At 67.8% G+C, this 20,087-nt stretch carries 21 protein-coding genes; 11 read left to right on the forward strand and 10 right to left on the reverse strand.

Annotation, left to right across the window (positions count from 1 at the left end):
* The 5 genes from G6N41_RS11815 to G6N41_RS11835 all read left to right on the forward strand — a co-directional run bounded on the left by G6N41_RS11815 (position 1) and on the right by G6N41_RS11835 (position 5,417).
* A complete protein-coding gene (locus G6N41_RS11815) occupies positions 1-612 on the forward strand; it encodes a TlpA disulfide reductase family protein (RefSeq protein ID WP_012392801.1) in 612 nt (203 codons plus the stop codon).
* A complete protein-coding gene (locus G6N41_RS11820; protein ID WP_020731808.1) occupies positions 609-1,400 on the forward strand; it encodes a cytochrome c biogenesis CcdA family protein in 792 nt (263 codons plus the stop codon). The genes G6N41_RS11815 and G6N41_RS11820 overlap by 4 nt, the downstream gene beginning before the upstream one ends.
* 101 nt (positions 1,401-1,501) lie before the next feature.
* Positions 1,502-3,076 carry a cytochrome c biogenesis protein ResB gene (locus G6N41_RS11825; protein ID WP_198967838.1) on the forward strand — a complete coding sequence of 525 codons (1,575 nt, stop codon included), beginning with the start codon at positions 1,502-1,504 and terminating at the stop codon, positions 3,074-3,076.
* Positions 3,073-4,059 carry a c-type cytochrome biogenesis protein CcsB gene (ccsB, locus tag G6N41_RS11830; protein WP_198967445.1) on the forward strand — a complete coding sequence of 329 codons (987 nt, stop codon included), beginning with the start codon at positions 3,073-3,075 and terminating at the stop codon, positions 4,057-4,059. Before G6N41_RS11825 ends, ccsB begins: the two co-directional genes overlap by 4 nt.
* Before the next feature lie 41 nt (positions 4,060-4,100).
* Positions 4,101-5,417, forward strand: a complete 1,317-nt coding sequence (locus tag G6N41_RS11835) for a MinD/ParA family ATP-binding protein (protein WP_198967446.1) — start codon at positions 4,101-4,103, stop codon at positions 5,415-5,417.
* 5 nt (positions 5,418-5,422) lie between these two features.
* On the opposite strand, the gene G6N41_RS11840 is transcribed toward G6N41_RS11835, so the two are convergent.
* Positions 5,423-5,575, reverse strand: coding sequence for a hypothetical protein (locus tag G6N41_RS11840; protein WP_198967447.1), 153 nt, complete (start codon positions 5,573-5,575; stop codon positions 5,423-5,425).
* 46 nt (positions 5,576-5,621) lie between these two features.
* On the opposite strand from G6N41_RS11840, the gene G6N41_RS11845 reads away from it, so the two are divergent.
* Positions 5,622-5,990: a DUF4229 domain-containing protein gene (locus G6N41_RS11845; protein ID WP_407663749.1), complete on the forward strand. Its 369-nt coding sequence runs from the start codon at positions 5,622-5,624 to the stop codon at positions 5,988-5,990.
* A 7-nt stretch (positions 5,991-5,997) separates the two neighbouring features.
* Here the strand turns inward: G6N41_RS11845 and G6N41_RS11850 are convergent, their stop codons facing one another.
* Both G6N41_RS11850 and G6N41_RS11855 read right to left on the reverse strand, forming a co-directional pair.
* Positions 5,998-7,005, reverse strand: coding sequence for a beta-ketoacyl-ACP synthase III (locus G6N41_RS11850; protein ID WP_198967448.1), 1,008 nt, complete (start codon positions 7,003-7,005; stop codon positions 5,998-6,000).
* 98 nt (positions 7,006-7,103) lie between these two features.
* A complete protein-coding gene (locus tag G6N41_RS11855; protein WP_198967449.1) occupies positions 7,104-7,976 on the reverse strand; it encodes a 1,4-dihydroxy-2-naphthoate polyprenyltransferase in 873 nt (290 codons plus the stop codon).
* Between the two features lie 61 nt (positions 7,977-8,037).
* Between G6N41_RS11855 and G6N41_RS11860 the strand changes: the two genes are divergently transcribed.
* Both G6N41_RS11860 and G6N41_RS11865 read left to right on the forward strand, forming a co-directional pair.
* Complete coding sequence (locus G6N41_RS11860) at positions 8,038-8,814, forward strand: S-methyl-5'-thioadenosine phosphorylase (RefSeq protein WP_231608940.1); 777 nt, start codon at positions 8,038-8,040, stop codon at positions 8,812-8,814.
* On the forward strand, positions 8,811-9,851 hold the full coding sequence (locus tag G6N41_RS11865) for an NAD-dependent epimerase/dehydratase family protein (protein WP_198967451.1): 1,041 nt from the start codon (positions 8,811-8,813) through the stop codon (positions 9,849-9,851). The genes G6N41_RS11860 and G6N41_RS11865 overlap by 4 nt, the downstream gene beginning before the upstream one ends.
* 7 nt (positions 9,852-9,858) lie before the next feature.
* Here G6N41_RS11865 and G6N41_RS11870 read toward each other — a convergent pair whose 3' ends face one another.
* A complete protein-coding gene (locus tag G6N41_RS11870; RefSeq protein ID WP_198967452.1) occupies positions 9,859-11,514 on the reverse strand; it encodes a DUF7937 domain-containing protein in 1,656 nt (551 codons plus the stop codon).
* A gap of 311 nt (positions 11,515-11,825) precedes the next feature.
* Between G6N41_RS11870 and G6N41_RS11875 the strand changes: the two genes are divergently transcribed.
* From G6N41_RS11875 to G6N41_RS11885, 3 genes are read left to right on the forward strand one after another with little or no spacing between them, the layout of a single operon-like run.
* The gene (locus G6N41_RS11875; protein ID WP_198967453.1) at positions 11,826-13,769 is read left to right on the forward strand and encodes a hypothetical protein; all 1,944 of its coding nucleotides are present in this window, start codon (positions 11,826-11,828) and stop codon (positions 13,767-13,769) included.
* A 29-nt stretch (positions 13,770-13,798) separates the two neighbouring features.
* Complete coding sequence (locus G6N41_RS11880) at positions 13,799-14,455, forward strand: glycosyltransferase family 2 protein (protein ID WP_036457257.1); 657 nt, start codon at positions 13,799-13,801, stop codon at positions 14,453-14,455.
* Positions 14,452-15,114: a TIGR04282 family arsenosugar biosynthesis glycosyltransferase gene (locus G6N41_RS11885; protein ID WP_198967454.1), complete on the forward strand. Its 663-nt coding sequence runs from the start codon at positions 14,452-14,454 to the stop codon at positions 15,112-15,114. The genes G6N41_RS11880 and G6N41_RS11885 overlap by 4 nt, the downstream gene beginning before the upstream one ends.
* A gap of 31 nt (positions 15,115-15,145) precedes the next feature.
* Here the strand turns inward: G6N41_RS11885 and G6N41_RS11890 are convergent, their stop codons facing one another.
* The 6 genes from G6N41_RS11890 to G6N41_RS11915 all read right to left on the reverse strand — a co-directional run bounded on the left by G6N41_RS11890 (position 15,146) and on the right by G6N41_RS11915 (position 20,082).
* The gene (locus G6N41_RS11890) at positions 15,146-16,498 is read right to left on the reverse strand and encodes a hypothetical protein (RefSeq protein ID WP_198967455.1); all 1,353 of its coding nucleotides are present in this window, start codon (positions 16,496-16,498) and stop codon (positions 15,146-15,148) included.
* 11 nt (positions 16,499-16,509) lie between these two features.
* Entirely contained in the window at positions 16,510-17,595 is a 1,086-nt protein-coding gene (gene menE / locus G6N41_RS11895) for an o-succinylbenzoate--CoA ligase (protein WP_231609003.1), read from the reverse strand.
* Between the two features lie 68 nt (positions 17,596-17,663).
* The gene (locus G6N41_RS11900; protein ID WP_198967456.1) at positions 17,664-17,960 is read right to left on the reverse strand and encodes a DUF3349 domain-containing protein; all 297 of its coding nucleotides are present in this window, start codon (positions 17,958-17,960) and stop codon (positions 17,664-17,666) included.
* A 61-nt stretch (positions 17,961-18,021) separates the two neighbouring features.
* Complete coding sequence (locus tag G6N41_RS11905) at positions 18,022-18,306, reverse strand: hypothetical protein (RefSeq protein WP_198967457.1); 285 nt, start codon at positions 18,304-18,306, stop codon at positions 18,022-18,024.
* Positions 18,303-19,577 (reverse strand): inorganic phosphate transporter, encoded by a 1,275-nt coding sequence (locus G6N41_RS11910; RefSeq protein ID WP_020731822.1) that lies wholly within the window; start codon positions 19,575-19,577, stop codon positions 18,303-18,305. Before G6N41_RS11910 ends, G6N41_RS11905 begins: the two co-directional genes overlap by 4 nt.
* 97 nt (positions 19,578-19,674) lie before the next feature.
* Positions 19,675-20,082 carry a VOC family protein gene (locus G6N41_RS11915; protein WP_198967458.1) on the reverse strand — a complete coding sequence of 136 codons (408 nt, stop codon included), beginning with the start codon at positions 20,080-20,082 and terminating at the stop codon, positions 19,675-19,677.
* Between the last annotated feature and the right edge of the window lie 5 nt (positions 20,083-20,087).

Genomic DNA, 20,087 nt, shown 5'->3' on the forward strand with positions numbered 1-20,087 from the left:
ATGCGCCGGCTGGTGATTGCCGCGGCGGTGCTGGCGGCACTGCTGACCGGTTGTTCCGGCCGGGACGCGGTGGTGCAGGGCGGCACATTCGAATTCGTTTCCCCCGGCGGCAAGACCGACATCTTCTACGACCCGCCGGCCAGTCGAGGCCACCCCGGGCCGCTGTCGGGGCCGGACCTGATCGACCCGGATCGCACGCTCTCCCTCGACGATTTCGCCGGTCGGGTCGTGGTGGTCAACGTGTGGGGCCAATGGTGTGGGCCGTGCCGGGCCGAGATCACCCAGCTGCAGCAGGTCTATGACGCCACCCGGGCCGCCGGGGTGTCATTCCTGGGCATCGACGTGCGCGACAACAGCCGGGCCGCGGCCCAAGACTTCGTCCGCGACCGTCATGTGACGTTCCCGTCGATCTACGATCCGGCCATGCGCACGCTTATCGCCTTCGGCGGCAAGTACCCCACCACCGTCATCCCGTCCACCTTGGTGCTGGACCGCCAGCACCGGGTCGCGGCGGTCTTCCTGCGTGAACTGCTGGCCGAGGATCTGCAGCCGGTGGTGCAACGGTTGGCCCAAGAACCGGCGGCGGGTTCGACGCCGCCCGGACCGCAATGACCGGGTTCGCTGAGGTTGCCGCCGCGGGCCCGCTGCTGGTGGCCCTCGGGTTGTGTGTGCTGGCCGGACTGGTTTCGTTCGCTTCCCCGTGCGTGGTGCCGCTGGTGCCGGGCTACCTGTCGTATCTGGCCGCGGTGGTCGGTGTGGATGGGTCCGGCGATGGTCGGGCCGCCGGCGTCGGGGTCAAGGCGCCCGCCGGGGTCCGGTGGCGGGTGGCCGGCTCGGCCTTGCTGTTCGTGGCCGGGTTCACCACCGTTTTCGTGCTGGGCACCGTTGCGGTGTTGGGCATGACCACCACCCTGATCAGCAACCAGCTGGTGCTGCAGCGGACCGGTGGCGTGCTGACCATCATCATGGGACTGGTGTTCGTGGGACTGATCCCCGCGCTGCAGCGCCAGGCGCGGTTCAGTCCGCGTCAGGTGACGACGGTGGCGGGAGCGCCGCTGCTCGGCGCGGTGTTCGCGCTGGGGTGGACGCCTTGTCTGGGGCCGACGCTGACCGGGGTGATCACGGTTGCTTCCGCGACCGACGGCGCCAGCGTGGCCCGCGGAATCGTTCTGGTGATCGCCTACTGCCTGGGGTTGGGCATTCCGTTTGTGCTGCTGGCGTGGGGTTCGGCGGGGGCGGTTGCGGGCCTGGGCTGGCTGCGCCGCCACACCAGGGCCATCCAGATCTTCGGCGGCGTGTTGTTGATCGCCGTCGGCCTGGCGCTGGTCACCGGGGTGTGGAACGACGTGGTCTCCTGGCTGCGCGACGCCTTCGTGTCCGACGTGAGGTTGCCGATTTGAGCGCGCGAGCAGACGCAGAATCACCCAAAACGGCACGTTTTGGTGCGATTCTGCGTCTGCTCGGCCAGAAGGCACGCAACACCTGGCGGTCCCTGACCTCGATGGGCACCGCGCTGGTGCTGTTGTTCCTGCTCGCATTGGGCGCGATACCCGGGGCGCTGGTGCCGCAGCGCAGCCTCAACGCCGGCAAGGTCGACGACTACCTCAAAGCCCATCCGCTGATCGGCCCGTGGTTGAACAAGCTGCAGGCCTTCGACGTGTTCTCCAGCTTCTGGTTCACCGCCATCTACGTGTTGCTGTTCGTCTCCCTGGTCGGCTGTCTGACCCCGCGGATGATTGAGCACGCGCGTAGCCTGCGAGCCACCCCGTTGGCCGCACCGCGCAACCTGGCGCGGCTGCCCAAACACGCCGGCTCCCAGGTCGCGGGGGAGCCCGAGCCGCTGGCCGCCACCATCGTCGGCCGGTTACGGGGCTGGCGCATCGCCATCCGCCGCTCCGGCACCACCGTCGAGGTGTCCGCCGAAAAGGGTTACCTGCGCGAATTCGGCAACCTGGTCTTCCACTTCTCCCTGCTGGGTCTGCTGGTCGCCGTCGCCGTCGGCAAGCTGTTCGGCTACGAGGGCAACGTGATCGTGATCGCCGACGGCGGACCGGGCTTCTGCTCGGCATCCCCGGCCGCCTTCGACTCGTTCCGCGCCGGCAATACCGTCGACGGCACGTCGCTGCACCCGATCTGCATCAGGGTCAACGATTTCGCGGCCCACTACCTGGCTTCCGGGCAAGCCACCTCGTTCGCCGCGGACATCGCCTATCAAACCGGCAATGACCTGAGCGCAAACACCTGGCGGCCCTACCGGCTGGCGGTCAACCACCCGCTGCGGGCCGGCGGTGACCGGGTGTACCTGCAGGGCCACGGCTACGCCCCCACCTTCACGGTGACGTTCCCGGACGGACAGACCCGCACGACGACCGTGCAATGGCGGCCCGACAACCCGCAGACGCTGCTCTCCTCGGGGGTGGCGCGCATCGACCCACCGGCGGGCAGCTATCCCACCGCCGCCGAGCGTCGGCAGCACGAAATCGCCATCCAGGGTCTGCTTGCCCCGACCGAACAGCTCGATGGGACGTTGTTGTCGTCACGATTCCCGGCGCTGAATGCCCCCGCGGTGGCCATCGACGTCTACCGCGGCGACACCGGGCTGGACACCGGACGGCCACAGTCGTTGTTCAGCCTCGATCCCCGGCTCATCGAGCAGGGCAGGCTGGTGAAGGAAAAACGAGTCAACCTGCGCGTCGGCCAGCAGGTCCGCATCGATGCGGGTCCGGCCGCGGGCACCATCGTCCGCTTCGACGGCGCGGTGCCGTTCGTCAACCTGCAGGTATCCCATGACCCCGGTCAAACCTGGGTGCTGGTTTTCGCCATCACGATGATGGCCGGCCTGGTGGTGTCGCTGCTGGTTCGCCGCCGCCGGGTGTGGGCTCGACTTACGCCGGAAAACGACGCGCCAGGTACGGTGAACGTCGAGCTGGGCGGCCTGGCGCGCACCGATAACTCCGGATGGGGTGACGAGTTCGAGCGGCTGACCGAGAGATTGTTGGCCGGGCTCGGCGAGCCCGGCACGCCCGATTCGGCCGCAGCGGCCGCCATAAGGAGCTCCCAGGTGGACGTCACATGAACACCGCGAACATCAACATCGACCTGGCCAGGTATTCGGACTGGGCATTCACCTCAGCGGTGGTCGCGCTGGTGGTCGCACTGCTGCTGCTCGCCTTCGAACTGGCCTACGTCCGCGGCCGCAAAGTCGACGAACGAGAACTGGTGCTGGCCGGATCGGTTGCCAGCGACGCCACGACGCCCGGAATCGTGCTGGACGGCCCACGACGGCCGTTGGACGAGCGCGTCGGGCGGGCCGGACTGGCCGTGGTCTACCTGGGCATCGGGCTGTTGCTGGCCTGCATCGTGTTGCGCGGCCTGGCCACCATGCGGGTGCCCTGGGGCAACATGTACGAGTTCATCAACTTGACCTGCATGTCCGGGCTGATCGCCGGCGCGGTCGTGTTGCGCCGTCCGCAATACCGATCACTGTGGGTCTTTCTGCTGCTGCCGGTGCTCATCCTGCTCACGGTGTCCGGGCGCTGGCTCTATACGAATGCCGCCCCGGTGATGCCCGCGCTGCAGTCCTACTGGCTGCCGATCCACGTGTCGGTGGTCAGCCTGGGCTCCGGGGTTTTCCTGGTCGCCGGGATCTCCAGCATCCTGTTTTTGCTGCGCACCTCGCGACTCGGCGCACCGGACAGTCAACCCGCCGAGAGCGCGTTGGCCCGCCTGGTGCAACGACTCCCCGACGCCCAGACCCTGGACCGGATCGCCTACCGAACCACGATCTTCGCTTTCCCAGTGTTCGGGTTCGGGGTGATCTTCGGTGCCATCTGGGCCGAACAAGCCTGGGGCCGGTACTGGGGCTGGGACCCCAAGGAGACGGTGTCGTTCGTCGCCTGGGTGGTGTACGCGGCCTACCTGCACGCCAGGTCGACGGCCGGCTGGCGGGATCGCAAAGCGGCCTGGATCAATGTCGCCGGATTTGTCGCGATGGTCTTCAACCTGTTCTTCGTTAACCTGGTGACGATCGGCCTGCATTCCTACGCGGGCGTGGGCTAGACGTTCGAGCCCAACCGACCCGCGACGGCAAGCAAGGGGGAGTGGACGTGTCAGACCATCCGAGCGCGGGCGTGGGGGCGTCCAATGCCTACCAGGGCGAAGGCGGCAAGGACCATCCGACCATTCAGCTGCCGCCGGTGCCGCACCAGCCGCCTCAGCTGGGTGAACCGCCGGTTGCGGGCGGCAGCGACGCCCCGACCAGAGCCTTCGCCGGATTTCGCACTGAGCGCCGGTCGGTCGCACGCGGGGAGGGCGCAGAGGCCCCCGACGTCGCGCAGTGGGAATCCGGACCGGATACCGGACCGGTCGCCGGTCTCCCGCGGGTGGACCCGACCGCGTACGGCGCCTACTACAATGGTCCGCCCGAGCCCCCCGCCGAGCCCCAATACCGTCCCGAATCGGTGCCGCAAACCCCGTATCCGGAGTTGTCCACCAGCATGCTGCTGCGGCCGGTCAAGTCTCCGCCGACCGAAGGCTGGCGCCGGCTGGTCTATGTGCTCTCTGGTCAGTTGATCAACCTGGGGGAGAGCCCGCGGGCCACCCGCTACAACAACCTGGTTGCCCAGATCAACCGGCCCATGCGCGGCTGCTACCGAATTGCGCTGGTTTCGCTCAAGGGTGGTGTCGGCAAGACCACCATCACCGCGACGTTGGGTTCCACCTTCGCCTCGGTTCGCGGTGACCGTGTGGTGGCGGTGGACGCCAACCCCGACCGCGGCACGCTGAGCCAGAAAGTACCGCTGGAGACCCCGGCCACGGTGCGCCATCTGATCCGGGACGCCGAAGGCATCGAGCGCTATAGCGACGTGCGTGGCTACACATCGCAGGCCAAGAACGGGTTCGAGGTCCTCGCGTCGGACACCGATCCGGCCGCATCCGAAGCGTTCAGCGCCGACGACTACACCCGCACCCTGGACATTTTGGAACGGTTCTACGGCTTGGTGCTCACCGACTGCGGCACGGGACTGCTGCACTCGGCGATGTCGGCGATATTGGCCAAGTCCGACATCTTGATCGTGGTGAGCTCGGGTTCCATCGATGGGGCTCGGAGCGCCTCGGCGACGTTGGACTGGCTCGAGGCGCACGGCTACGAGGAGTTGGTGCGCAACTCGATTGCGGTGATCAACGCCGTTCGGCCCCGTTCGAGCAAGGTCGACATGCAAAAGGTGATCGATCATTTCGCGCGGCGTTGCCGTGCGGTGCGGCTGGTGCCGTTCGACCCGCATCTCGAGGAGGGCGCCGAAATCGTCCTGGACCGGATGAAGCGGGAGACCCGTGAGGCCCTCGCCGAACTGGCGGCGGTGGTTGCCGAGGGATTCGGTCCGGAACAGCGACGATCCAGCCCGAGCTTCGGCTGACCGGGCTACTGCCCCCCTTGCCCCAGCTTTCGCAGGAACTCCGGATCGTCGTCGGGCCCGATGACGCGCGTCTTCGGTCGGCTCGCCTGCGAACGTGCCGCACGCCAGCCGATGTAGATCAACGTCCCCGATACCAGGACGACGAGCAGGTAAAGCACTCGACACCTCCTTTGAGCGAATATACCCGCGCCGTAGGCTCGGGCTGTGTCAGAAGCACCCGATGGCGGCAATAGCACTGGCCGTCCGCAGACCTTGACCACCCGCGGTGTCGTCGACGTAGCGGTCTACGTCGTCGCGCGGTTGCTGCTGGCGGTGGTGGTCAGCGCGACCATCTATGGGGTGGCCCGACTGGCCGGGGTGGGCCAATTTCCGCTCGTGGTGGCGGCATTATTCGGTCTGATCATCGCGATGCCGTTGGGCATCTGGGTGTTCGCTCCGCTGCGCCGGCGCGCCACCGCCGCGCTCGCGACGGTCGGTGCCCGCCGGCGCGCCGAGCGAGAGAAGTTGCGTGCCCGACTGCGTGGTGAGGCGGCGCCGGACGAGGGCGCGGGCTCCGAAACCGGCGCAGGCTAAATCGCCCCTAGCTGTTGGGCATGCGCACCACTTGCGCCGCATAGCTCAACCCGGCGCCGTAGCCGATCAGCAGCGCCAGATCGCCCGGCTTGGCCGCACCGGTGGCCAGTAACTCGGCCATTGCCAACGGTATGGAAGCCGCCGAGGTATTTCCGGTGTGCTCGATGTCATTGGCGATAACCGCATCCGGGCGCAGCTGCAGGTTCTTGGTCAGCAGCTCGTTGATGCGGCTGTTGGCCTGGTGCGGGATGAACACGTCGATCTCGTCGGGCTTGACCCCGGCCGCGTCCATCGCCTGTTGTCCGACCTTGCCCATCTCGAACGCTGCCCAGCGAAAAACGGCGGTGCCCTCCATGCGCAGGAACGGGCGCGGACCGGCCGGGTTCTCGGCGTGGCTGATCCAGTCGATGTCCTGCCGGATGGCCGCGGCCTGTTCGCCGTCACTACCCCACACTGTGGGACCAATCCCCTGAATCGGGCTGTGGCCCAACAGCACTGAGGCGGCGCCGTCGGCGAAGATGAAGCAGTTGCTCCGGTCGGTCATGTCCACCGTGGGGGACAGTTTCTCGGTGCCGATCACCAGTATTGTGGCGGCGCTGCCGCCCCGGATCATGTCGGCCGCAATGCCGAGCGCATGCCCGAAGCCCGAACAGCCCGCCGAGATGTCGAATGCTGGAACGTTCTGGCAGCCCAACGCTGCCGCGACGATCGGGGCGCAGGCGGGTGTCTGCAGAAAGTGCGTGCTGGTAGCGACGATCACACCGTCGATGTCAGACCCGGTGAGCGCGGCTTTGGCAATCGCCTCCCGGCTCGCCTCAATGGCCATCGAAGCCGCCGACTCCTCGGGAGCGGCGAACCGGCGCGTTTTGATTCCGGCACGGGAGTAGATCCATTCATCGGAAGAGTCGATGTTCTCGCAAATTTCGTCGTTGGTGACCACACGCGTGGGCCGGTAGGCCCCCACACTGAGCAATCCGACGCTGCTAATCCCACTGGTGGTGGCGATCTCCGTCATACCCGTCCTCGGTTGGTGTTATGCACAGTGTGCTCCCATGGCGGCGACTCGCCCAAAACGCCCGTCGTCGGCGCGCAGTCGAAGCCGCTGCAGCACGGTCACGCGGCCAACGCTAGCGCCGCCCACATCGCGATCGCCCACACCATCATCGCCAGCCCGGTATCGCGAAGCACCGGGATCAGCGCGGCGCCGCCGCGGCCCGCTCGCACCGGGGCCGCGGCACGCAGGGCCAGCGGTGTCGCCAGCAGGCCCACGGCGCACCACGGTGTCGCCAACATCAGCGCCAGGGTCAGCACCGCGGCGGTGACCAGCAGCGCCTGATACAGCACGCGGGTACGCGCGTCGCCCAGCCGCACGGCCAGGGTGATCTTGTGCGACTGCGCATCGGTGGGAATGTCGCGCAGGTTGTTGGCGACCAGTACCGCTGACGACAGCGCGCCCGTGGCCACCGCCAGCGCCAACCCCACCCAATTAACCCGCAGCGCTTGCGTGTACTGGGTGCCCAGCACGGCTACCAGGCCGAAAAACACGAACACCGCGACCTCGCCGAGGCCCGAATAGCCGTAGGGCCTGGAGCCGCCGGTGTACAGCCAGGCTCCGGCGATACAGCCGGCGCCGACCGCAATCAGCCACGGTGCGCTGGCCACCGCCAGGGCCAGCCCGGCGGCCGCGCCGATCATCAGGCTCACAATGGCCGCGATCAGCACCGAGCGCGGGGTCGCCAGTCGCGAGCCGACCAACCGCATCGGCCCGGTCCGGTCGTCGTCGGTGCCGCGAATGCCGTCGGAGTAGTCGTTGGCGTAGTTGACGCCAACGGTCAATGCGACCGCGACAACCAGTGCCAACAGGGCTTTCCACCACACGGCGGCGTGCAGCCAGGCTGCGGCGCCGGTGCCGGCGACCACCGGAGCCACGGCGTTGGGCAGGGTACGGGGACGCGCACCGGAGATCCACTGCGCAATATTGGCCACCATGGCATCCTGCCGCGGCCCGCGCTGACGATCGCATGGGGGCATGCACAACAATGAGCCGATGCTCGCAGTGATCGGCGGTAGCGGCTTCTATAGCTTCTTTGAGTCCGATATACGAACCGTCAATCCAGACACCCCGTACGGCCGGCCCAGCGCCCCGATCACGATCGGCGCGGTGGGGGAGCACGAAGTCGCGTTTCTGCCCCGCCACGGAGCAAGCCACCAGTACTCGGCGCACACCGTGCCGTACCGGGCCAACATGTGGGCGCTGCGAGCGCTCGGTGCGCGGCGAGTGTTCGCCCCATGCGCCGTCGGCAGCCTGAAGCCTCGGCTCGGGCCGGGCACGGTCGTCGTGCCTGACCAGCTGGTCGATCGAACCCGCGGGCGGGCCGACACGTACTTCGACTCCGGCGGTGTGCATGCCGCCTTCGCCGATCCCTACTGCCCGACGCTGCGCAGCGCGGTCACCGACCTGCCCGACGTGGTCGACGGCGCCACCATGGTGGTGATCCAGGGCCCCCGGTTTTCCACCCGCGCGGAAAGCCGATGGTTTGCCGGCGCCGGGTTCAGCCTGGTCAATATGACCGGCTACCCGGAGGCGGTGCTCGCCCGTGAACTTGAACTGTGCTACGCGGCAGTCGCTTTGGTGACTGACGTGGATGCTGGCGTTGCGGTCGGTGAGGGTGTCAAGGCCGCCGACGTTTTCGCCGAATTCGGGGAGAACATCGAGATGCTCAAAAAGCTGGTCCGTGCCGGGATCGGGCGGGTGGCCGCCGAACGCGCGTGCACGCACTGTCTGATGCACGCCGGTGTCACGCTGCCGTTCGAGTTGCCATGAAGGTGCTGCTGACCGGCGCGGCCGGTTTCATCGGATCCCGGGTCGGCGCCGCACTCAGTGCCGCGGGCCACGAGGTTGTCGGCGTCGACGTATTGTTGCCCGCCGCCCACGGACCGAATCCGGTGTTACCGCCCGGGTGCCATCGGGTCGATGTCCGGGATGCCGATGCGATGGCGCCCCTGCTGGCCGGTGTGGACCTGGTGTGTCATCAGGCGGCGATGGTGGGCGCGGGGGTCGATGCGGCCGACGCGCCCGCATACGGTGGCCACAACGACCTGGCCACCACGGTATTGCTGGCACAGATGTTCGCCGCCGGCGTACGTCGTCTTGTCCTCGCATCCTCGATGGTGGTGTACGGACAGGGACGTTACGACTGTCCCGAGCACGGCCGGATCGACCCGTTGCCACGGCGGCACAGCGATCTTGATGCCGGCGTGTTTGAGCACCGCTGCCCACTGTGTGCGGAGCCGGTCAGGTGGCGGCTGGTGGGTGAGGAGGCCGATCTGCGGCCGCGCAGCCTCTATGCGGCCAGCAAGACGGCACAAGAGCACTACGCGCTGGCGTGGTCGGAGTCGACCGGGGGTTCGGTGGTGGCGCTGCGCTATCACAACGTCTACGGCCCCGGGATGCCGCGCGACACCCCCTATTCGGGGGTGGCGGCGATATTTCGTTCGTCACTGGAAAAGGGCGAACCGCCGAAGGTCTTCGAGGACGGCGGTCAGATGCGTGACTTCGTGCACGTCGACGATATCGCCGCCGCGAACCTGGCCGCGGCGCAGCTGGGTGAGGTGGATCGACACGGCTTTGTGGCGGCGAACGTCTGTTCCGGGCGCCCCATCTCGATCCTGCAGGTGGCCAGCGCGCTGTGCCAGGCGCGCGGCGACGCACTGTCGCCGGTCATCACCGGGCAGTACCGCAGCGGCGACGTGCGACACATCGTGGCCGATCCGTCGCGAGCCGCCGAGGTGCTGGGTTTCCGTGCCGCCGTGGAGCCACTCGAGGGTTTGCGCGGCTTCGCTTTCGCGCCGCTTCGTTAGCGGCGGTCTAGGACGGGTCGTCGGGTCGCCGGTAGATCTTTGGTGGCAAGGGGCCGGTGGATTCCCCGGAGCGGAAGATCCGCGGCGCCCGACCCGGCCCGGACAAAACGGTGGTGGGCGCGTCGTCGTGGGCATCGAGCTCGGCCGGGCTGCGAAATTGGGTTGTCTGGGCCTCCGATGGGACGGCGGCCCCGCCGAGGGCCGGCCCGGGTTGGCCGGTACCGCGCTGGCGCCGCCGCGGGCGCCCCGGTTGTTTGGTCTGCGTTGCTGAGCGTCGCCCGCTGATGATGACCGCGACGACGATGCCCAGCGCCAGGCCGCACAGGGTCACGTCGAAGGTGCTGGTGATCTGCTGGGCGAGATTGTTTCCGTAGACCGGGTTGGGCCGCGCGTCCGGTGACGCCGCGAACCGGGGGGCGAGCACTACGCCCACGATGACGCGAGAAACGGTCAGGGTGAGCAGAAATCCGCATAGCGACGAGATCAGCCGGGCCGGTAGCGCCTGATTGACCAGGTTGATCCGAAGCCAGAACGCCAGCACCGCGGTAACCAGATCGAACGCGGCCAACGTCATGGTGTCGTATCGCGAGTAGGGGAAGTTCAACATCACCGCGGTGCTCAGATCGGTGAGCCTCATCACCACCGACCCCAGGCACCATACGGCGATGAGCAGCAGCCCGTTTCGGGCCGCTGCCCGCCAAATGTCCCTACCGATCGGATGAGTGTGGGAGCGCACCAGCGCCATTGGCGCAAAAATCGCTGCGCCCGCCGCCCAGACCAGGTAGCCCTCGTATCCGACCCCGGCCGTCGACGTGTTCTGCGCGATGCCGTGAAATGCGTCGATCTCGCGGCCGACGGGAAGGACCCACACGATGATTCCCGCGATCATGGCCGATGCGCCGAGCGCGATGGTGGGCAGCTGGTATTCCCTGGTGCCCTTGAGCAGCCACCGGGATGCGACGAGGACCGCGACGAGCGCGACCACTCCGTAGACCAGCGCCGTGTCGATCACCGCGATGTTCTGCCTGCCGAAGCCCGATGCCGAGTTCGTCGGTTGCAGCGCGTACCGCACCCGCCAGGCCAGGTTGAAGCCGGAGCTGAGCGCCCCACCGAACATCGATGCGTAGCCCAGGATTCGGGCGGTGAACAGCCAGTTGTCGTAGTTCTCGTTGTCGCCGGGCTGGCCGGTGCTCACCGGCTGTGCGCACAGCATCGCGCCGGCGATTCCCAGCCAGCCGCCCGGCCCGACACCGCCGGGCACGTTGACGGTGCCACCGGATCGGATCGTCTGGAAGATGTCGTAGACGACGAACGCCAACAGCAGCAGCAGATAGGGGATGTTGAGCCCGAGACGCAGCCGGTTGGTCGCGGTGGGAGCAAATCGGGTACCAGACAGCCGCCAGGGCCCCACATAGGGCACCGCGATGGCGATCAGGGACAGCAGCGTGACCGCCAGCACGTAGTTGCTGCTGCCCGGGATGCGAAAGCCGAAGTAGAGGTTCCACGGGAAGAACACCGCCAGTACCAGCAGTGCTCCACCGGTCAGGTCCCGGACCATGTTTCGCCGGTATGCCAGGTCGGGTGTCAACTGTCCGGACTGCCCTTGTTGCGGTTGCGCACCCGCAATGGGGCCGGTAGGCGTGTCGTCGCTGCCCAGACTCACGGTGTCCCCCAGGGATCGAGGTAGGTTACGTATTGCTCCGGCTTGGTCCGGCGGTGGGGGAACCCCCTGACGGACCCGCTGCGTTGTTCGATTGCGAACATATTCTCCATTCGGACGACGCGGCAGTGGCTGAGATCGAGTGATCCGCGGACGGGTTCCGTGGTGAGCGTTCCCGAACCGTTCGGGAATCCGGTTACGCGGCGCTCAGGGGCAACCTTGTCGCTCGAATGACGAATACGGCCGACGGTATCGCAGTGTAATGATGCCGGACATTGCTGGTTGCGGGGTGGCCAGCCGAAGGAGAACCGCAAATGGACGTCGTGTTGGGGGTTGCGATCGCAGGTCCGATCGCACGCTTGGCGCTCGTCGGGGCGGCCGCCGAAGGCAGTGCCGTGATCGACCAATCCTCGGTAGATCTGGCCGAAGGCCCTGTCGCGGTGCTGACCGAAACCATAGTCGGCACGAACCAGTTGCTGGCCGACGAGGGACACCACCTGGTCGCCACTCGGTTGTGCTGGTCGGATCAGGACAGGGCTGAGGACCTGCGCCGGGCGCTCGACGATTCCGGCGTCCGCGATGTCGCCGTGCTGTCGGAGTCCGAGGCCGTCACCGCGCTGCTCGGCCCGGCGCACGCCGGCTCCGCCGTGTTGCTGGTCGGCGAGGAGACCGCCAGCCTGTCGGTGCTGGGGGGAGGGGACGCGCCGCCGACGATGCTGGCCGCCGCGCCGGTTGAAGGCGACGCGACATTCACTTTCGACACGCTGATGGCCCACCTCGATGACCAGGGCGGTGCGCCCGGTGAGGTGCTGCTGGTGGGCTCCTCAGAACACACCACGGTGATTGCCGACCAGTTTCGTGACGCCTCGACCATGCGTGTGGAGGTTCCCGAGGACCCGACGTTCGCGCTAGCCCGCGGCGCGGCGATGGCTGCCGCCGGGGCCGGTTCGACGATGGCTCAGCAGGTCTTGGGCGGCGATGCCGGCGAAGCAACCACCTATCTGCCCCCGGAGCTGGCCGCGACGGCGTCGGGCCAGGACGAGGACGAACAGCTGGCCTATTCGCAAGCCGGCGAGAACGAGTTGCTGCCGGTCACGGGCGCGGATGAGTACGGCGACTATGGCCCCGACGATGACGAATTCGCCGATGACTACGACAACGAAGCGCCCGCGGGTACGCGGCTCAGTTCACGGTCTTTGCTGATCAGCAACGCTGTGGTGGCGTTCGCTGTGATCGGGTTCGCGTCGCTGGCGGTTGCGGTGGCGGTCGCGATCCGGCCGACCGCGGCGTCAGAGCCGGTCGAGGGGCATCAAAACGCGCAGCCGGGCAAGTTCATGCCGCTGTTGCCGACTCAACAGCAGGCGCCGGTCCCGCCGCCACCGCCAGACGCGCCCACCGCCGGGTTCCAGGGCGGCACGATTCCGACCGTGCAGGGCGTAGTTCCCAGGCAGGCGACACCGACCGTGCCGGCGCCGGCCCCGGGTGTGGTGCCCGCTCCGATCCCGCTGCCGATCCCGATCATCATTTCGCCCTGGCCGAATTGGTCGCCGGGGATGCCTACCCCGTCGACCGTGACGGTGACTCCAACCACGCCGACTACTACCGCGCCGTCGACGGTGACCCCGACCACCCCGACTACTACCGCGCCGTCGACGGTGACCCCGACCACGCCGACTACCACCGCGCCGTCGATGGTCACCCCGACCACGCCGACTACCACCGCGCCGTCGACGGTGATCACCCCGACGACGACCGCGCCGATCACGCCGACAACGATCGCCCCGACGACGGTTAACCCGACGACCGTCGCCCCGACGACACAGCAGACCGTGGTCCCGCAGCCGCCCCAGGAGACGGTCGCCCCGCAGCCGACCATCGCGCCGCCGCCCACGCAGCAGGCTCCCGAGCCGCCGTCCGGGGGCAGCAGTGGGGGCTCGTCTTCTGGTGGGGGCTCGTCTTCTGGTGGTGGTTCGTCTTCTGGTGGTGGTTCGTCTTCTGGTGGTGGTTCGTCTTCTGGTGGTGGTTCGTCTTCTGGTGGTGGTTCGTCTTCTGGTGGTGGTTCGTCTTCTGGTGGTGGTTCGTCTTCTGGTGGTGGTTCGTCTTCTGGTGGTGGTTCGTCTTCTGGTGGTGGTTCGTCTTCTGGTGGTGGTTCGTCTTCTGGTGGTGGTTCGTCTTCTGGTGGTGGTTCGTCTTCTGGTGGTGGCTCGTCCTCCGGTGGTGGTTCCTCGGGCGGGCACTCCTCAGGTGGGGGCTCCTAGCGGCGCTGATCAACCCCTAAGGTCGGTGCATGCCAGGCGAAACGGTGACAGTGGTCTTGCCCTGTCTCAACGAGGCAGAGTCGCTACCCGGGGTGCTGGCCGCCATTCCGGCTTCCTACCGGGCGCTGGTGGTCGACAACAACAGCACCGACGACACCGCGGCGGTGGCTGCCCGGCATGGCGCGGAGGTGGTTGCCGAGTCGCAGCCCGGCTACGGCGCGGCCGTGCACGCGGGTGTGGTGGCGGCGAAGACCCCGATTGTGGCGGTGATCGACGCGGACGGCTCGATGGATCCCGCCGACCTTCCCCGGTTGGTCGCCGAACTCGACCGGGGCGCGGACCTGGTGACCGGTCGCCGGCGTCCGGTACCCGGCCTGCACTGGCCGTGGGTCGCCCGCATCGGCACGGTGGTGATGAGCTGGCGGCTGCGTACCCGCCACGGTCTGCCGGTGCATGACATCGCGCCCATGCGGGTGGCGCGCCGGGATGCCTTGCTCGCCCTGGGGGTGGTCGACCGGCGGTCGGGCTATCCGTTGGAGCTGCTGGTGCGCGCCGCCGCGGCGGGCTGGCGCGTGGTGGAGTTCGACGTCTCCTACGGTCCCCGGACCGGCGGGAAGTCCAAGGTCAGCGGTTCGTTGCGGGGCAGCATGATCGCGATCCTGGACTTCTGGAAGGTCATCTCGTGAGCCACGCACCGGTGACTCTGCTGGTGGTCGCCAAGGCTCCGGAGCCCGGCCTCGCAAAGACCCGCCTCGCCGCGACGGTCGGTGATCAGATCGCCGCCGACATCGCCGCGGCGGCGCTGCTGGACACGCTGGATGCGGTGGCCGCGACGCCAGCGGCCAGCCGCGTGGTGGCGCTGACCGGCGATTTGGCGAACGCGGCCCGCGGCACCGAGATTCGCCAACGGCTCGAATCGTTCACCGTGATCGGTCAGCGCGGTGACGACTTCGCCGACCGCCTCGCCAACGCGCACGCCGATGCGGCCGACGGATACCCGGTGCTGCAGGTGGGCATGGACACCCCGCAGATCAGCGCCGCCCTGCTCGCCGAGTGCGCCCGCCGGTTGCTCGAGACTTCAGCGGTACTCGGGTTTGCCGTCGACGGTGGCTGGTGGGTGCTGGGGGTGCACACTCCGGCCGCGGCCGAATGCTTGCGCGGTGTGCCCATGTCCCAGCCCAACACCGGTGAGCTCACGCTGAAGGCCCTGCGTGAGGGCGGCATTGACGTGGCTACCGTGCAGCCACTGGCTGACGTCGACGTAGTTGCCGACGTCGCGGTGGTGCGCGGCGCCTGCGGTCCGGACAGTCGTTTCGCACGCGTCACCCGCCTGGCCGGAATCTGAGCTCGCCCACGAATCGATCGGCGAGCGATCCCTACCAGTTGGTGAAGATGATGCTGTTTACCGCCAACGCCCCGGCCGCGTTGACCGCCAGCCACAGCCGATCCGACCGGGGCCTGAGCAACGCCGGGGCGGTGGTCAGCCAAACGGTGAACGGCAGCCAGATTCGCTCGGTCTCGGCCTTGCTGAGCATGCTCAAATCGGCAACGAGGATGGCGGCCACCATGCCCAGCAGCAGCAGGTGCAAACCGGAGCGGCGGCGGATCGCGGCGGCATCGACCACCCGGCTGATCCCGGCGACGCTGCCCAATCCGATCGCGCAGACCACGCACGCGAGATTGGCCCAGGACCAATACTGAAACGGTCGGTCGTGGGCGATGCCCTGCCAGTAGCGCTGCTGCACCAGCGTGTACCCGTCGAACCACCAGAACCCCGCGACGGCGAAGGCCAGCACCACCCCCAACGCCGCCAACACGGCCGGCCACAACGCCTTCAGGGCGGTGCGCCAGTGGTTCGCGGACGCCAGCACCGCCAAGGCGGGCAGTCCCATCAGCGCCAGGCCATAGCTGAGGAAGATGGCCCAGCCCAGCACCAGACCCGCTCCGGCGGCCCACAGCGCCCTGAACCGGGATCCGCCGTGCACCGCAATGGCCAGCAGCGTGATACCCCAGGCCGTGACCCCGGCGAAGTATCCGTCGGCCGAGACCGCGATCCAGATCGCCGTCGGCGCGATCGCCACAAACGGTGCGGCCCGGCGCGCGACGTGCGCGCCGGCCAATGCGCCCACGGCGATCACCATCGCCGCCGCCGCGCTGGAGCCGACCAGCAGGCACAGAAATCCGGCCCAGGCGCCGCCGCCCAGACCGATCCGATCCAGCCAGACGAACGTCAATAGTGCGCCCGGCGGATGTCCGGAAACATGGATGGTCCAGGAGTTCGGCTGGTAGTCAACAATCCGGCTGGCGAACGTGCGCAGCATGACGGGGATGTCGGTGACGCCGCCGACCTCCGAGAGGTACTCGTCCTTGGTGGTCAGCCGGCCGGCGAAACCGCGCTCAAACCCGTCGATCATGGCCAGCGAAAAAGCCCATCCGCACGCGGTCGCCCAGGTGGCCAGCGGTAGCACCCGCCAGGAGAGCTTTCGTGCCACCCGCGGACCCCAAACCAGGACGGCCAGCGCTAGCAGGATCGCGGCAATGGTGCCCCAACTGGCGTGGATGTCCCAGTAACCGAAGATCGGTGCCGCGCCGGCTCGCGACGCGAAGCGCTCCAGGCCGATGTCACGGCGTGGTTTGACGCCCAAGTCCAACCGCGGCAGCACGAACGCGGCGGCAACCAGGACGACACCCACGGTGACGGCTGCTGTTTCCCTGCGGGCGATCCTCACGATCGCTCAGCCTATTGGTCGGTTGCGGCGGCGAATCGACGCACCAACGCCCGTCGATCGATCTTGCCGATGCCGCGCCGCGGCAGCTCGTCGACGACGTGCAGTTCTCGGGGTGCGGCGGTGATGGCCAGCGTGCCGGCGACGTGTGCCCGAAGTTGATCCAGCGTCGGGGTGGGGCAGTGGGCGCGGACCACGATCGCCGCGGCGACCCGCTGACCCAGCCGGTCATCGTCGAGTCCGAACACCGCGCAGTCGCTCACCGCGGCGTGGGTGGCCAGCGCGGATTCCACCAGCTGCGGCAGCACGGTGAGCCCGCCCGTGCTGATCGCGTCGTCGGCGCGGCCCAGCACGCTGAGCACGCCCGAATCATCGAGCGCCCCGAGGTCGTCGGTACGAAACCAGCCGGGCTCGGCGAACGGGTCGGGTTGTACCGGGTTGCGGTACCCCTTGGCCAGCGTTGCGCCGCCGATCATGATGCGGCCGTCCGCGGCCACGCGCAGTTGCACGCCGTCGAGGGCAACACCGTCGTACACGCAGCCTCCGCAGGTTTCGCTCATCCCGTAGGTGCGAACGATCCGGATGCCGGCGGCGGCAGCGGCGTCGAGCACCGGACGCGGAGCCGGTCCACCCCCGATCAGCACCGCGTCCAGTTCGGCCAGGGCGGCGGTGGCGGCGGGGTCGCCCAGCACCTTGGCCAGCTGAGCGGCGACCAGCGAGGTGTATCGCCGGCCGGAACCCAACTTGTCGACAGCACGAGGGAGTTCGGTGATGTCGAACCCGGCGGACACATCGAGTTCGACCGGGACGGTACCGGTGAGCGCGCTGCGCACCAGGACCTGCAGGCCGGCGATGTGAATCGCGGGCACGGCCAGTAGCCAGTTGCCGGCTCCGCCCAGGCGGTGATGGGTCGCCGACGCGCTGGCGATCAACGCGGCCGCGTTCAGCAGCGCCCCCTTGGGCGCCCCGGTGGTTCCCGACGTCGTGACGACCAGCGCCACATCGTCATCGATCTGGTCGCCGACCCGCAACGCGCTCACCACCGCGGGGTCAGGTCTTGCCCCCACCGCGACCGTTGCCGGAGCCCGGCCGGCAAGAATCCGCTCCAGGGCGGGCAACAGCACCGGGACCGCGCTGCCGTCGAGGACGGTCAGCGCCCGCAGGATGGTTATGCGCGGTCCTCGCGGGCGTCGTCCAATGGCCAGCCCGTGGCGGCCAGCCGGGCCCGGACTCGCTCGATGTCCTCCGGAGATGGCAAATCGTCGGTGATCTGGGTGATGGCCACCCCGATGTCGATCTGGTCGAACTCACCGCGTCGCATCAGTTCGGTGGCGACGGTTGTGACGTCCTCGTTGGACAGCCGCCGGCAAAGCAGTGCAAGTAACGCAAAGGAGTCGGTCGGTGGAACTCCGTCGGGATAGCCCGCACTCAGCCACGACACGATCGAGGTAAGAAATCGATTCACGCCTCCATAACTTTCCCGTTGAGTCAGTGGACAAACACTGTGTCAAGGCCCCCCCTTGACGTTACTTGGTTTTCGCCCCCAGGATGTGCCAACCGATGTGATGTACGATGAAGTCGCGGGCGATGTAGAGCACACCGATGACCACCACCGCCAGGATGATCGCAAAGATCACCCAACCGAGAGCGGTCAACACGGTGCGCCGCAGCGGGGTATGTGTGCCGGTGATCTGGCCGCTGTCGGCCTGCAGCCGTACCCCGACGGCAAACAGTGCGGGCAGCCCGGCCCCGGCCAGCACGCTGAAAATCAGGATCTTGCTGGTGGCCTCGTAGTTGAACCAGTGATTCATGAGGGGTTACCAGCCGTGAGCGCGTCGTCAGTGCCGTACTTCGGCGTGTGACCGTTGGAGTGGGGACTCGGCGGTGGTGGTGGCGGCGGTCGCTTTCGATCCGGCGGCGATGGCGCGGTCGGTCCCGGTGCCCCGTCCAGCCCGGCAGTGAGGCTGCCTTCCCACTCCGCGTTCACGTTGGTGTGGTCGACCCGCGCCTTGCGCGAGCGGAGCCAGATGGTGGCGGCGACCAGACACAGCAGGGCGAAACCGATGATGGCGCCGGGGTACCCGCCGATCATGTGGACCAGCCAGTAGGTGATCGCTCCGACCAGGCCGGCCAGCGGAAGTGTGATCACCCACGCTGCCACCATCCGGGTGGCCACGCCCCAGCGGACCTCGGCGCCGGGCTTGCCGACGCCACTGCCCAGCACCGAGCCGGTGGCGACCTGGGTGGTCGACAGTGCGTAGCCGAAGTGCGCCGACAACAGGATGACCGCGGCCGATGATGCCTCGGCGGCCATGCCCTGGGGCGGCTTGATTTCGACCAGACCCTTGCCCAGCGTCCGGATGATGCGCCAGCCACCGAGGTAAGTGCCGCCGGCCATCGCCAAGGCGCAGGACACAATCACCCACAACGGAGGCATGGTGGCAGAGGTGCTGACCGCGCCGTAGGACATCAGGGCCAGGAAAATCACGCCCATCGTCTTCTGTGCGTCGTTGGTGCCGTGCGCCAGGGAGACCAGCGACGCGGAGCCGATCTGACCGCGACGGAACCCGCGCTCGGTGTCCTTCTCCGAGACGGCCGCGGTGATCCGGTAAACCAGCCAGGTGCCGATCGCCCCGACCAGGGTGGCCAGCAGCGCGGCCACCACCGCGGGCACGATGACCTTGGACACCACCCCGCTCCAGATGACGCCGCGGCCGCCGACGGCGGCGATCGTCGCTCCGACGATGCCCCCGATCAACGCGTGCGACGAGCTCGAGGGGATGCCCAGCAGCCAGGTCAGCAGGTTCCACACGATGCCACCGACCAGTCCGGCGAATACCAACTCCAAGGTCACCAGGTTTGCATCGATCAGACCTTTGGCGATGGTCGCCGCGACAGCGGTGGACAAAAAGGCGCCTAGCAGGTTCAACGCGGCCGAAAGTATGACGGCTGTTCTGGGCGCCAGGGCGCCGCTGGCGATGGAGGTCGCCATGGCGTTGCCGGTGTCGTGAAAGCCGTTGGTGAAGTCGAATGCCAAAGCCGTGATAACGACGATGATCAAGAGGAACAAATCGATGTTCACAGTGCCTGATTCTGCGGGTCGGGGTAATCCATTGTCGAACGGGGAAATGTGTGAAACCCAGGTGGGCTGCGACTCGTCGCCAGATGTTACCTAGCAGTTAACCTTGCGTTCGTTGTCGTTCACTTCGGGTGTCCCTGCGCAACGGGTGGTTGCCGGGCACCTCCAGAAAAATCAGCGTGATTCCATCCGGATCTGTGACGTGCATCTCATGCAGACCCCAGGGTTCGCGACGCGCCTCACGGGCGATCGGCACCTGGCGGCTCTCCAACTCGGCCTGGGTTGCCGCGATGTCACGCACCTGCAGCCACAACGCACCGGGAAATGGTCCCAGACCGTGCTCCGGCTCGCCGTACCCGGCCAGCTCGAGCAGCGACTGCCCGGCGAAAAAGACTGTTCCGGAGGGGTATTCGCGTGCGATCGCCAGACCGATCTGATCGCGGTAGAAGGTTAGTGAGGCCTGATAATCGACCGGCCGGAGCAGTATCCGGCTGGCCAGAATCTCCATGCTGT

The sequence above is a fragment of the Mycobacterium shottsii genome, assembly GCF_010728525.1.
GTDB classification, from domain to species: Bacteria; Actinomycetota; Actinomycetes; order Mycobacteriales; family Mycobacteriaceae; genus Mycobacterium; species Mycobacterium marinum.